Origin of the sequence: Paenibacillus sp. Pae15, from assembly GCF_024519685.1 — a bacterium.
GTDB lineage: Bacteria > Bacillota > Bacilli > Paenibacillales > NBRC-103111 > Paenibacillus_G > Paenibacillus_G naphthalenovorans.
On record NZ_JALJRM010000021.1, the window covers coordinates 15,012 to 28,170 of the forward strand.

At 52.0% G+C, this 13,159-nt stretch carries 13 protein-coding genes; 12 read left to right on the plus strand and 1 reads right to left on the minus strand.

What is annotated here, in order from left to right; all coding sequences use genetic code 11:
- The first annotated feature begins 73 nt into the window (after nucleotides 1–73).
- The 9 genes from NR121_RS17120 (at nucleotide 74) to NR121_RS17160 (ending at nucleotide 11,200) form a co-directional block, all read left to right on the plus strand.
- Nucleotides 74–1,201 (plus strand): deoxyribonuclease IV, encoded by a 1,128-nt coding sequence (locus tag NR121_RS17120; protein ID WP_062409887.1) that lies wholly within the window; start codon nucleotides 74–76, stop codon nucleotides 1,199–1,201.
- Nucleotides 1,202–1,232: 31 nt separating this feature from the next.
- Entirely contained in the window at nucleotides 1,233–2,126 is an 894-nt protein-coding gene (gene purU, locus NR121_RS17125) for a formyltetrahydrofolate deformylase (protein WP_054818171.1), read from the plus strand.
- Nucleotides 2,127–2,584: 458 nt separating this feature from the next.
- Nucleotides 2,585–5,020 (plus strand): nitrite reductase large subunit NirB, encoded by a 2,436-nt coding sequence (gene nirB, locus NR121_RS17130; RefSeq protein WP_054818172.1) that lies wholly within the window; start codon nucleotides 2,585–2,587, stop codon nucleotides 5,018–5,020.
- A gap of 59 nt (nucleotides 5,021–5,079) precedes the next feature.
- Nucleotides 5,080–5,409, plus strand: coding sequence for a nitrite reductase small subunit NirD (nirD, locus tag NR121_RS17135; RefSeq protein WP_062409885.1), 330 nt, complete (start codon nucleotides 5,080–5,082; stop codon nucleotides 5,407–5,409).
- Between the two features lie 388 nt (nucleotides 5,410–5,797).
- Nucleotides 5,798–7,801 (plus strand): transketolase, encoded by a 2,004-nt coding sequence (gene tkt / locus NR121_RS17140; RefSeq protein ID WP_082660880.1) that lies wholly within the window; start codon nucleotides 5,798–5,800, stop codon nucleotides 7,799–7,801.
- 26 nt (nucleotides 7,802–7,827) lie between these two features.
- The gene (gene ppnP, locus NR121_RS17145) at nucleotides 7,828–8,145 is read left to right on the plus strand and encodes a pyrimidine/purine nucleoside phosphorylase (protein WP_054818173.1); all 318 of its coding nucleotides are present in this window, start codon (nucleotides 7,828–7,830) and stop codon (nucleotides 8,143–8,145) included.
- 281 nt (nucleotides 8,146–8,426) lie between these two features.
- Entirely contained in the window at nucleotides 8,427–9,782 is a 1,356-nt protein-coding gene (locus tag NR121_RS17150; RefSeq protein ID WP_054818174.1) for a glucose-6-phosphate isomerase, read from the plus strand.
- A 121-nt stretch (nucleotides 9,783–9,903) separates the two neighbouring features.
- On the plus strand, nucleotides 9,904–10,542 hold the full coding sequence (locus NR121_RS17155; RefSeq protein ID WP_062409884.1) for a YigZ family protein: 639 nt from the start codon (nucleotides 9,904–9,906) through the stop codon (nucleotides 10,540–10,542).
- Between the two features lie 70 nt (nucleotides 10,543–10,612).
- Nucleotides 10,613–11,200: a TetR/AcrR family transcriptional regulator gene (locus tag NR121_RS17160; protein WP_054818175.1), complete on the plus strand. Its 588-nt coding sequence runs from the start codon at nucleotides 10,613–10,615 to the stop codon at nucleotides 11,198–11,200.
- A 62-nt stretch (nucleotides 11,201–11,262) separates the two neighbouring features.
- Here NR121_RS17160 and NR121_RS17165 read toward each other — a convergent pair whose 3' ends face one another.
- Nucleotides 11,263–11,664: a secondary thiamine-phosphate synthase enzyme YjbQ gene (locus tag NR121_RS17165; protein ID WP_054818176.1), complete on the minus strand. Its 402-nt coding sequence runs from the start codon at nucleotides 11,662–11,664 to the stop codon at nucleotides 11,263–11,265.
- Nucleotides 11,665–11,794: 130 nt separating this feature from the next.
- On the opposite strand from NR121_RS17165, the gene NR121_RS17170 reads away from it, so the two are divergent.
- The 3 genes from NR121_RS17170 to NR121_RS25380 all read left to right on the plus strand — a co-directional run bounded on the left by NR121_RS17170 (nucleotide 11,795) and on the right by NR121_RS25380 (nucleotide 13,057).
- Complete coding sequence (locus tag NR121_RS17170) at nucleotides 11,795–12,037, plus strand: DUF1128 domain-containing protein (protein ID WP_054818197.1); 243 nt, start codon at nucleotides 11,795–11,797, stop codon at nucleotides 12,035–12,037.
- A gap of 133 nt (nucleotides 12,038–12,170) precedes the next feature.
- Nucleotides 12,171–12,455 carry a hypothetical protein gene (locus NR121_RS17175; RefSeq protein ID WP_054818177.1) on the plus strand — a complete coding sequence of 95 codons (285 nt, stop codon included), beginning with the start codon at nucleotides 12,171–12,173 and terminating at the stop codon, nucleotides 12,453–12,455.
- A 314-nt stretch (nucleotides 12,456–12,769) separates the two neighbouring features.
- The gene (locus NR121_RS25380; protein ID WP_074729158.1) at nucleotides 12,770–13,057 is read left to right on the plus strand and encodes a heterocycloanthracin/sonorensin family bacteriocin; all 288 of its coding nucleotides are present in this window, start codon (nucleotides 12,770–12,772) and stop codon (nucleotides 13,055–13,057) included.
- Nucleotides 13,058–13,159: the final 102 nt, after the last annotated feature.

Consider the following 13,159-nt stretch of genomic DNA (forward strand, 5'->3'; position numbering starts at 1 on the left):
TCCTATTCTAGATTTCCGGACGCAATCCTAGTAAAATAGAGAGATGTGATGTGAAAAGGAGTGAATTCCGGTCATGGTTAAAATTGGATCACACGTATCGTTTTCAGATAAAGGGCTGCTGAATGCTGCGAAAGAAGCTGTTTCGTACGGCTCCGGCACGTTTATGATTTATACGGGGGCGCCGCAAAATACGCGCCGCAAGCCGATTGAATCGCAGTATATCGAAGAAGGCAAAGAGCTGATGGACAAGCATGGCATCGATGAAATTATCGTACATGCTCCCTATATCATTAACCTGGGATCGTATAAAGAGGACACATTCGAGCTGGCGGTACGTTTTCTTCAGGAAGAAATTCGCCGTACGGATTATATAGGCGTAAAGCAGATTGTACTGCATCCGGGCGCTTACACGGACAAGGATGCCGAGTTCGGTATTGCGCGCATCGCTCAAGGCTTGAATGAGGTGCTGGCAGGCGTGAAGGATACGGATGTAAAAATTGCGCTGGAGACGATGGCTGGCAAGGGGACGGAAATCGGCCGCAGTTTCGAAGAACTGGCGCAGATTATCGAGAAGGTGGATGACAACGGCCGTCTGTCAGTGTGCTTTGATACGTGCCACGTGAATGATGCGGGTTACGATATCGTGAACGATCTGGATGGCGTGCTGGAGGAGTTTGATCGTGTGATCGGTCTGGACCGTATTGCGGTGGTTCATCTGAACGACAGCAAAAATCCGATTGGAGCGGGGAAAGACCGCCATGCCACTGTTGGCTCGGGCTGGATCGGTTTCGATGCGATGAACGGCGTGGTTCACCACGAGAAGCTGAAGCATCTGCCGTTTATACTGGAGACTCCGTGGATCGGTAAGCAGGATAGCTACCAGCGTCCGATGTATGAGGCGGAGATTGCTCTGTTGGGGGGCACCGTGAAAGAGCGGTTCGGCGAAGAGTTCCTCTCGGATGTAGAGCGATTGGCGCACTTTTTCTCGAAGCAGGAGCTGAATCCGAGAACGTATGTGCTTCAGACGTGGGAAGTTCTCAAGACGGATGCCAAAGCCAAAAAAGCGGATGGCCGCGAGCCGATGGAGCGACTTTATGACATGGTTGTTGCAGAAGGCTTGTTCCCCGAATTAACCGAAGAACAGATTAATCACCGTTTGACTGCGTGGTTTGCCGGTGAGCATTTGTTTGCCGCCGTATAATGGTCAGTTTAATGAAGGAGTAGAAAATGTAATGGTTCCAAAAATCACCCCTAAGAGAACAAGTACAGATTTACAAAATCGTGCCCGCATGCTGGTATCCTGTCCGGACAGGCCGGGTATCGTGGCCGCGGTTTCGCGGTTTTTATACGAGCATGGCGCCAATATCGTTCAATCCGATCAATATACGATGGATCCGGAGGGAGGCTTATTCTTTATCCGGATCGAATTCGATCTCGACAATCTGGATGCACGGATCGAACGGCTCAAAGCCGATTTCGACAACGTGGCGAAGGAATTTGAGATGGACTGGAGGATGACACGCGCAAGCCGCAGGAAGCGCCTCGCCATCTTCGTATCCAAGGAAGACCACTGCCTGCTGGAGCTGCTCTGGCACTGGCAGTCGGGGGATCTCGATGCGGACATTGCGATGGTCATCAGTAATCATGACCACATGCGGGAGCTTGTTGAGCCGCTCGGCATACCTTATCATTATATTCCCGTAACACCGGATACGAAGGCTGAAGCGGAGAAGCGTCAGCTTGAGCTGGTGGCCGGGAAGGTGGATGTGGTCATCCTGGCCCGCTACATGCAGATTATCTCGCCGAAGTTTATAGAGCATTTTCCGAACCGGATTATCAACATCCACCATTCGTTCCTTCCGGCTTTCATCGGCGGCAAGCCGTACGCTCAGGCATATAACCGCGGCGTAAAAATCATTGGAGCTACGGCGCATTACGTCACGGAGGAGCTGGATGGCGGGCCGATCATCGAGCAGGACGTGCAGCGGGTAAGCCACCGCGACAATGTGGATGACCTGAAGCGCATCGGGCGCCATATCGAAAGAACGGTGTTGGCGCGGGCCGTCGGTTGGCACGTGGAGGATCGCGTCATTGTGCATCAAAATAAAACGGTAGTGTTCAGTTAAAAAAACGTGAAAGGGTCAGGAGGCCCGGATGCGGTTGAATCATGAAGGTCGACACGTCTTCTTTGAAGTAAAGAAGCGGGTCGGCCTTATTTTTGTACTATGAAAGATGTTTATGGAGACTAGGGATATTGAAGTAACCTATCAGCTTTGATTTATATGTAATATAATATAACATAAAATTGAAGTTTATATATTCATTTGAAGGGAAATTTTTATAAAAAACGAACAATAAAATAAATTAAATCATTTAATATTCGGTTTTTTAAAAATAAATGCATAAAAAATCAATAAATTTCAGAAGAATATATTGTATGATACGGATTTATCGTGTATATTGGTTTTACATAAGTAAATGTAAATAAACATTACACAAAATAGGATTTCCGGATGAAAATATTCAATAATTTCTTAAATATAACGTTTTGTGTAATGAATTTTAGGATGAGGAGTGGAGAGGCATGAAACGGAAGCTGGTGCTGGTTGGCAATGGGATGGCGGGCGTACGGTGTGTAGAGCATATTTTAAAGCTGGCCCCTCAGATGTTCGATATTACGATTTTCGGGGCGGAGCCATATCCGAATTACAATCGGATTTTACTTTCGTCGGTGCTTGCCGGGGATTCCGGATTGAAGGACATCGTCCTGAACGACTGGGACTGGTATCGGGACAACAACATTACGTTCCATGCAGGGCATACCGTGACGAAGATCGATACGGCCAACCAGAAGGTTGTTTCCGATAAAGGCGTGACCGCAGCTTATGATGAGCTGATCCTGGCAACAGGCTCGCTGCCGTTCATGCTTCCGATTCCCGGGGCGGACAAGGAAGGGGTTATCGCTTTCCGGGATATCAAGGACTGCGAAACGATGATGGAGACGGCCAAGCAATATAAGAAAGCGGTCGTCATCGGCGGAGGTCTGCTCGGACTGGAAGCGGCGCGCGGACTGCTCAATCTGAATATGGAGGTATCGGTTGTCCATATTAACCATTATTTGATGGAGCGCCAGTTGGATGAAACGGCTTCGAGAATGCTGCAGGCCGAGCTGGAGCGTCAGGGCATGAAGTTTCTTTTGGAGAAGCAGACGGAACAAATCGTGGGCAAGAAGAGGGTAACCGGGGTCAAGTTCAAGGACGGCGGCTTTGAGGAAGCCGACCTCGTCGTGATGGCGGTTGGGATACGGCCGAACGTTGCGCTTGCCAAGGAAAGCGGGATTGAGCTGAATCGCGGCATCGTGGTAAACGATTACCTGCAAACCAGCGTCCCGAATATCTATGCGGTCGGGGAGTGCGCTGAGCACCGAGGCGTTGCTTACGGACTTGTAGCCCCGTTGTATGAACAGGGGGATGTGCTTGCCAAGAAGCTGTGCGGCCTTGAGTGCGAAGGGTACCGGGGATCGGTCACGTCCACCAAGCTCAAGGTGTCGGGCGTTGACGTCTTCTCCGGCGGTCAATATAACGAAGAGCCGGGAACGCGCGCCATTAGGATTCAAGATGAAATTGACGGCATTTACAAAAAGATTTTGATCCGGGATGGGAAAGTGGTCGGCGCCGTGATGTTTGGCGATACAAGCGACAGCTCCCGCATCTTCCAACTGATACGAACGGGGGAAGATATCAGCGGCCGGGAGAAGGAAATCGTGCTGGGCGAAGACTTTGGCAGCAGGAACGGTAACGGCGGGACGGCGGTCGGGGCGATGAGCGATAACGAGATCGTATGCGGATGCAACGGCGTGACCAAAGGAACCATAGTGAAAGCCATTCAAGAAAAGCGACTCACTTCGGTTGAGGAGATCAAGGCTTGTACGAATGCCTCGCGATCCTGCGGGGGATGTAAACCGCTCGTCGCCCAGGTACTGAACTGTACGCTGGGGGAGGATGCCGTCACCGCGGCCAAAGAGGGAATCTGCGGCTGTACGACATTGGACCGGGACGAGGTGGTAGCGGCTATTCGCTCGATGCATTTGACGACGAGCAAAGAGGTTATGCATGTGCTCGAATGGTCGAATCCGGAGGGCTGCTCCAAATGCCGTCCTGCGCTGAACTATTATCTCGGCATGGTTTGGCCTGTAGAGCACGCAGAAGAGCGGGAGTCGCGCTTTGTTAATGAACGGAATCACGCCAACATTCAGAAGGACGGCACTTACTCCGTCATACCGAGAATTTATGGCGGGGTGACTTCTCCCAAGGAATTGAAAAAAATCGCCGAAGTGGCGGAAAAATATGACGTGCCGATGGTCAAAATTACAGGCGGTCAGCGTATTGATCTGCTCGGCGTGAAGAAAGAAGATCTGCCGGGGATGTGGGAAGAGCTCGATATGCCGTCCGGCTATGGTTACGGCAAAGCTCTCCGTACAGTGAAAACTTGTGTCGGTTCGACCTTCTGCCGGTTCGGAACACAGGATTCGATCTCCATGGGTATTGAGCTGGAGCGGCGTTTTGAGCGGTTGAACACACCGGCCAAGGTGAAAATGGCCGTATCCGGATGTCCGCGCAACTGTGCGGAAGCGACAATCAAGGACTTCGGCGTTGTGGCCATCGACGGCGGCTGGGAGCTGTATATTGGCGGCAACGGCGGCGTCAAGGTCAGGGCGTCCGACTTGATGTGGAAGGTCAGGACAAAAGAGGAGGTGCTCGAATACTCGGCTGCATTCTTGCAGTATTACCGGGAGAACGCCAAATGGAACGAACGGACGAGCGAATGGGTACAGCGTGTCGGCCTGGACGTGATTCGGCAGGCTTTGGATACCGAGGAGAAGCGAAAGGCGCTTGTGGCGCGTATCGACGAGACGCTGAAGCTGATGAAGGACCCTTGGAAGGAAATCATTGAGACGCCCGAGCTGCGCGCCATGTTTGAATCGCTTCCGGCGAAGGATGCCGCCGCCGCGGCGGAATAAGAGGGAACCGGACGGGCGCCCGGATTGGGTCGACATTATTTTGAACGAGGTGAGCGCTGATGGAGCGTATTATGGTAGCCCGGGTATCGGATATCCCGGCGCTGCGGTCCAGAACGGTAAAGGTAGCCGGTACGGAGATTGCCGTCTTCAAGCTTTCGAGCGGGGAATTGCACGCCATCGAAAACCGCTGCCCCCATAAGAACGGGAAGCTGTCGGAAGGAATCGTTTGCGATCATCACGTTTTTTGTCCCCTGCACGACTGGAAGATCAATATGAAGGACGGTTTGGTGCAGGCTCCCGATGAAGGCTGTGTGATGACGTTTCCGGTTGAAGTGGATGCGGAAGGGAAAGTGTTTCTGCTGTTGAACAAAGACAGTCTGTCTGCGTAGCAACATATGCGGCAAAAGAAAGACGGTGCTGGCTATGGCTCAGTACCGTCTTGTTTATTTTCCTGCTGCAGCTTGCGCAGAGACCATGCGCCGCAGCGGGCGAGCAGCACAGAATACAAGAAGTGGCTGGCAAGCCACCAGGCCAGCGCCGCTGTGTCAGTGAACAACAATTTTGCAGTAGATTATTTGGTAGAATAGAAGTGTACGGGTTATGGAAAACTCATGCGGAGAATGGTACAATAGGGCAAGTACTTGAAGTGGCCGGAGAATGATGCACACGTGAACAGCTTACGCTGCATAAGGGTAGCTTGCTGTTTGTAATGAAGGCGATTCACGGCTTGACACACTGTTGCGATACAAGACAAAGAGTAGAAGTGGGAGGATAATAATGACGGTAACAAACAAATCGATTGAGCAACTTTCCGTGGATACCATCCGCACCCTTTCCATCGATGCGGTAGAGAAGGCGAAGTCCGGACATCCCGGCATGCCTATGGGAGCCGCGCCGATGGGATATGAGCTGTTCGCCAAGCTGATGAAGCATTATCCGGATCAGCCGAATTGGATCAACCGCGACCGGTTTGTGCTGTCGGCCGGACATGGTTCCATGCTGCTGTACAGCTTGCTGCATCTCTGCGGATATGATTTGCCGATGGAAGAGCTAAAGAATTTCCGGCAATGGGGCAGCAAAACGCCGGGTCACCCGGAAGTGGGCCACACGGTTGGCGTCGATGCGACTACAGGCCCGCTTGGACAAGGTTTCGGTATGGCGGTAGGTATGGCCATGGCGGAAGCTCATTTGTCTGCCGTATATAATCGTGATCAATACCGTGTGATCGACCATTATACTTATGTCATTTGCGGTGACGGCGACCTGATGGAAGGGATCTCTTCGGAGTCCGCATCGCTTGCCGGTCATCTGAAGCTTGGCAAATTGATCGTACTTTACGATTCTAACGATATCTCGCTGGACGGCGAGCTCAATCTGTCCTTCTCCGAGAATGTGGCCAAGCGCTTTGAAGGCTACGGCTGGCAGGTGCTTCGCGTAGAGGACGGCAACGATCTGCAGGCGATTCACAATGCGGTGCTGGAAGCGCAGGCCGATTATCGTCCGACCTTGATCGAGGTGAAGACGGTTATCGGTTACGGCAGCCCGAACAAAGCGGGCAAAGGCGGACATGCGGGCCCGCACGGATCGCCGCTGGGTGCGGAAGAAGTCGCGCTGACGAAGAAGGCTTACGGTTGGGACGATACGCAGCATTTCCACGTGCCGGATGAAGTGCGCAAGCATTTTGAAGACGTGAAAAAGCGCAACAGGGATATATACGAAGGATGGAACGCCATGTTTGCCGAATACGCCAAGGCGTATCCTGAGCTTGCAAAGCAGTTTGAAATTGCCGTGAAGGGCGATCTGCCGGAAGGCTGGGATAAAGACATCTCGATCGCTCCGCCTGCAGAGAAAGGAACCCGGACGGCATCGGGCATCGTGCTCAACGAAATTGCCAAGAATGTGCCGCATCTGATCGGCGGATCTGCGGATCTCGAATCGTCGACGATGACGCATATGAAAGACCTCGGCGTATTGTCGGCCAAGGATTACAGCGGCCGGAACGTTTACTTCGGCGTACGCGAGTTCGGAATGGGCGCGGCAGTGAACGGGATGCTGCTGCACGGCGGCCTGAAAGTATTCGGCGGAACGTTCTTCGTTTTCTCGGATTACCTGCGTCCGGCCATTCGTCTCGCAGCCATCATGAATGTACCGGCGATCTACGTCTTTACGCATGACAGCATCGGTGTTGGCGAAGACGGCCCGACGCATGAGCCGATCGAGCAGTTGGCGGCGCTTCGCGTCATTCCGGGCGTAACGGTGATCCGTCCGGCGGACGGCAGCGAAACTGCGGCGGCATGGCGTTATGCGGTAGAGAACAAGGGCGGTCCGGTCGCGCTGATTCTCTCCCGTCAAGCGGCTCCGAAGCTGGAGGGCTCGGAGAAGGGCGCGGTCGATCGCGGCGCATATGTGCTTGCCGATGCTCCGGATGGCAAGCCGCAAGCGCAAATTATCGCGACAGGTACGGAAGTGCAGCTGGCTGTTGAGGCTCAGAAGCAGCTTGCCGAAGAAGGCGTGGCTGTCCGGGTCATCAGCATGCCGAGCTGGGAGTTGTTCGATAAACAGACGCAAGAGTACAAGGATTCGGTTATTCTGCCGGATGTGAAAGCGCGTTTGGCAGTGGAAATGGGCCATGAGTTTGGCTGGGAGCGTTATGTCGGCGAGCAGGGCGACGTGCTCGGCATCAACAAGTTCGGCGCATCGGCTCCGGGTCCGGTCGTTATCCGTGAGTACGGATTTACCGTAGAGAACGTGGTTGCCCGCGTAAAGCAGCTGTTGAAATAAACCATTCAGAGGGGAACGTTGGCGCGATGTCGCAGTTTGAGAATGTAACGGTAGTAAAAAAAGCAAACGTCTATTTCGACGGGAAGGTCACAAGCCGCGCGGTTCTGTTCGCGGACGGCACGAGGAAGACGCTCGGCATCATGCTGCCCGGCGAGTACGAGTTCGGTACGGACGTGAAGGAAGTGATGGAAATATTGGCCGGTGAGCTGAAGGTGCTGCTCCCCGGTTCAACGGAATGGCTGGAGATTAACGGCACGGGAGAATTCACCGTTCCGGCCGGACAGAAGTTCAAGCTTGACGTCCGTACGGTGACGGATTACTGCTGCTCCTACATTAGCGAATAGTACGGCAAGTCAAACCCCGCTTGTCCGATCCATGATGACATAACGATGGCGGATGGGCGGGGTTTTTATTTTTTCGGCGGCCGGCCTTTCCGCTGCTGCCCTGCAAATCCGTCCGATCGTGTTGATCTCGTCATGGCTGCATGGATTTTTGTATTTTATGGGAGACTGTGAATGTTCTCTTGCGTTATGGACAGAAAGTAAAGTATTCTATGTGATAGGGATTTACGACATAGTCTTCATAAAGAGAGAACCAGATGAATGGATAGGAGGACATGTTTACGATGGGAGCAAAACTTCGTTTTGATTACAGTAAAGCACTGAATTTCATTGGACAACATGAAGTGGATTATTTGGCCGGAGCGGTAGCCGCGGCACATGACCAATTGCATAATAAAACCGGTGCAGGCAATGATTATCTCGGCTGGATCGATCTTCCGGTCAATTACGACAAGGATGAATTTGCCCGCATTCAGAAAGCGGCCCGGCAGATTCAATCGGATTCCGATGCGCTCGTGGTGATCGGTATCGGAGGCTCTTATCTGGGAGCCAGAGCGGCGATCGAGATGCTGTCGCACAGCTTCTATAACCTGCTGCCCAAGGACAAGCGCAAGACGCCTGAAATTTATTTTGTCGGCCAAAACATCAGCTCCACCTATGTTGCTCATCTGCTCCAGTTGCTCGAAGGCAAGGACATCTCGGTAAACGTGATCTCCAAATCCGGAACGACAACGGAGCCGGCGGTCGCCTTCCGCATTTTCCGCGAGCTGCTGGAAAAGAAATACGGCAAGGAAGCGGCGCGCAAGCGTATTTATGCGACAACCGATCAAGCCAGAGGGGCTTTGAAGAAACTGGCCACGGAGGAAGGGTACGAAAGCTTCGTGATTCCGGATGATGTGGGCGGCCGGTATTCGGTGCTGACAGCAGTAGGATTGCTGCCGATCGCAACGGCCGGCATCGATATCGAAGCCATGATGCGCGGCGCGGCGGATGCGCGTGAAGCTTACTCCAATCCGAATTTGAAGGAAAACGAAGCTTACCAGTATGCCGCGGTACGCAATGCGCTCTATCGCAAAGGCAAAACAACCGAAATTCTCGTCAACTACGAGCCATCCCTGCACTATGTGTCGGAATGGTGGAAGCAGCTGTACGGTGAGAGCGAAGGTAAGGATAACAAAGGAATTTACCCTTCCTCGGTCGATTTTTCAACGGACCTTCATTCCATGGGACAGTTTATCCAAGAAGGCTCGCGCAATTTGTTCGAGACCGTGATTCAAGTCGAGGAGGTTGCTGAGAAAATTGTGATCGGCAGCGATCCGCAGGATTTGGACGGACTCAACTTTCTCAGCGGCCAAACGATGGATTTTGTCAACAAGAAAGCGTTCGAAGGGACGATGCTCGCCCATACGGACGGAGGCGTACCGAATCTTATCGTTACCCTGCCGGATATGAGCCCGTACACGTTCGGTTACATGGTTTACTTCTTTGAAAAAGCGTGCGGAATCAGCGGATACTTGCTTGGAGTCAATCCGTTCGATCAGCCGGGCGTGGAAGCATATAAGAAAAACATGTTCGCGTTGCTTGGAAAACCGGGATACGAGAAACAAAAAGCTGAGCTAGAAGCCAGACTGAAACAGTAAGGCCGACGGACTCTGGCACACGCGACAAAGCGGCTCATCCCTTGGGAGAGCCGCTTTTTTTAGATCTAACACGAATCTACACGGGCAGGGCGGTTAGATATAAAGGAGGCACTGAAAGACCATGCTCACACAGTACAGAACGGTAAAGCGTTTCGGTTCGGCGGAGGTCGTCATCAAGAAATCGCGGTTTATCGGTTATGCCAAGCCGGTGGAGACGGAAGACGAGGCGATCGCTTTTATCGAAAGCATCAAGAAGGAGCATTGGAACGCTACGCATAATTGCTCGGCTTACATGATCGGGGAGCGGGATGAGATTCAGAGAGCGTCGGATGATGGAGAACCGAGCGGTACGGCGGGGAAACCGATTCTCGAAGTCATCAAGAACCAGGGGATGAAAAATGTTGCCGTAGTCGTCACCCGGTATTTTGGCGGGATCCTGCTTGGCGCAGGAGGCTTGGTTCGCGCGTATACCGATGGAGCGGTCATTGGACTCGCGGCGGCGGAGCCCGTGTATAAGGTATTGCACACCGAGGTATTGGTGGAAATCGACTACACATGGCACGGCAAAGTGGATAACGAGCTGAGGAACCGGGGGATGCTGATGGGCGATACCTCATTCACCGACAAAGTGACGCTGACCTGCTTGCCTCTGGCTGAAGAGACGGAGCGGTTCATCCATTGGATGACGGATATTACGCAAGGACAGGCAACGATTATTGAAGGGGAATCGCGTTATATAGATCATGACGAGCTTCCGTGAAGAGTGAAGTGGGGGCGCGGCTGATATAGAATAGTCCATGACAACAATGACACAGGGGGGTTGGGAAATTTTGGCCAGGAAGGCGGTTGCACAGGAGCTGAGTCGCGAGCGCATATTGGAGGAGGCGAGACAGCTTTTTATCCAGCACGGTTATCATGCATTAACGATGCGGAGCATCGCAAAGTCAATGGGTTACAGCCATGGGGCATTGTACTATCATTTTAGCGAGAAGGCGGAACTGTTCTATGCATTGGTTAGCGATGATTTCCGAATGCTGCTGGATCGGATGAAGGATATGCTGAGGCGCACCCGCTTAGGAGATCTTGGGCAGCTGGAGAAGCTGATGTTTGAATTTATCCGCTTCGGGTTGGAGAATCCGAACCATTACGAAATCATGTTTATGATCAAGGACCCCGAACTGCAGCGTTATTCACGGACGGAGCAGGCGGAGTGTTTGGAGCTGTTTGCAACTGTTGTGCGGTCAGTCGTCTCTAAGCGGACGGACGGCGATAAAAAGATGTACAGCCTGCCATGGAGCTTGTTCATGTCACTGCACGGATTTATTTCTTATAATATTCGTTATAATCAATCGTTCGAAGATGTCAAAAAGTTGGCGGAACAACATGTCAAATATTTGTGCGAAGGGCTGCAAGGATAGTGTCATCTCGGCATCCGGAGATGCTTTGCAGCCCCCTGCCACATGACGTTGAAACTCCAAAGTTACCCCCGCATAAACTTCACCATACAAGTCCTCTCGCGAGGACCATCGAATTCGCAAAAATAAATGCCCTGCCAACGGCCTAATACCAGACGAGAACCGGCTATGAGTACGGTTTGCGACGAACCGACGGTCATGGCCTTCAAATGGGAAGCCGTATTTCCTTCGGCATGCTTGTATTTCGGGTGCTGCCATGGATAGACTTCGGAAAGCCTCATCAGAACGTCGTGCTTAACATCAGGATCTGCGTTTTCCTGAATGGTGATACCTGCCGTGGTATGCGGGCAATAGATGACCGCAATTCCTTCCTCAAGTCCTTCCTGCTTTAAGAGATTGTACACCAGGTGGGTAATTTCAATCATTTCGTCCCGTTCTTTTGTTTGCAAGTGCAGCATATGTATCATCGAAGCTCTCCTTCCGGCCGGGGGATAAATACTTTTATTTCGTCATCATTATATTATAAGAAGCGTCTGTTCACAAAACATGGTACAATAAGGGCATATGCTAAAAGCGAAAATGGAAAGGGTGATCACGGTGAACTTGACAGCCAATACATTGGAAAATACGGAATTCATGATAGAAGAAATCAAGAAGAAGCTGCGTATGGCGAGCGGCGCCGCGCTCAAAGCATCCAGGCTGAACGATGAACAGTACGATGATCTGCGCGATATCTATGAAATGGTGGCCGGTAAAAGCCAGTTCAGCATCAGTGAGATTGAAGCGATCACGATGGAGCTCGGCCGATTGCGTAAGCCTCAAAGCGCCCCCAAGGCTTAGGATAGCGGCACATTTTGTCTGAAATACGGACAGGGATACAAGCAGGTAAGGGATGCGCCTCGTATGATATAGCGTTAACACCAATGTTGGAGGGCTTTTAAGCCCGACGCTAACGATATGGAGGTGCACGACTATGCAAAAAGCAGTCCGTAAGCAGGATGCAGCCAAGCTGATCGGCAAGCTGATTTATGCGGTGAAAAAAGACGGTACGGTTGTTCAGGGCAAGCTGGTGCGCATCAGTGGCGGCAAGCTGTTTGTTGCTCCGCAAAAAGGCAAACAAGTTCGAACGTCGGCTATTATCCCTCTCGTTCTTTTTGATCTGCTCGCTATTGGAACATCCCCCTTCGCCTTCGGTGGCGGCTTTGGTGGCGGCTTTGGTGGCGGCTTTGGCGGCGGCTTTGGCGGTGGCTTCTGGTGATCGGTTGAAACATGAAAAACCTGCGTTTTGCGCTTCTCCCGCAGAACGCGGGTTTTTATTCATGCCCTCGCATGATTGTGTTTTCTTGTTATAACAAGGATCTCAAGTCAACAGAAGAACGGCCTTGTCTCAAGCATGAACGGGACAAGGGCCGTTTTTTTTGGTTGCAAGTAGGCATTGGAAACAGTAACAAGAGAGGATGATCTAACATAAATTATTTTGTCAAGGGAGATCGGCCTAACTAAGCTTTGATGGATGTCTCCATCAAGGCCGGTGGTTTCCCTCATGAATAGAATTTAGCGGAGGGTGTTAACATGAATGATTTTAAAAAAGATATTCAAAATCTGCAGGTTGCCGAATTCAAGGCGGGCGAGGTAACACCCTGGGACAATCAGGCACAGTACGATAGTGCCCGCTTGTGTGTTGGCTTCGGCGGGTTTTGCGGCGGGTTTGGCCAATGCGGCGGATTTTGTGGCGGGTTTGGCCGATGCGGCGGATTTTGTGGCGGATTTGGCCGATGCGGTGGGTTTTGCGGCGGGTTTCGCTGCGGCGGATTTTGTGGAGGCTGCGCTCGCTGCGGAGGCTGTGCCCGCTGCTTCTAGTTACCTCAAGGAAACTGTCGCCGTTTAAGGAGAAATGGCCCCTGCAGCCGCTGCCCGGCTGGCAGGGGTTTTTCTCGACAAAATCAGGCATGAGGGACAAAT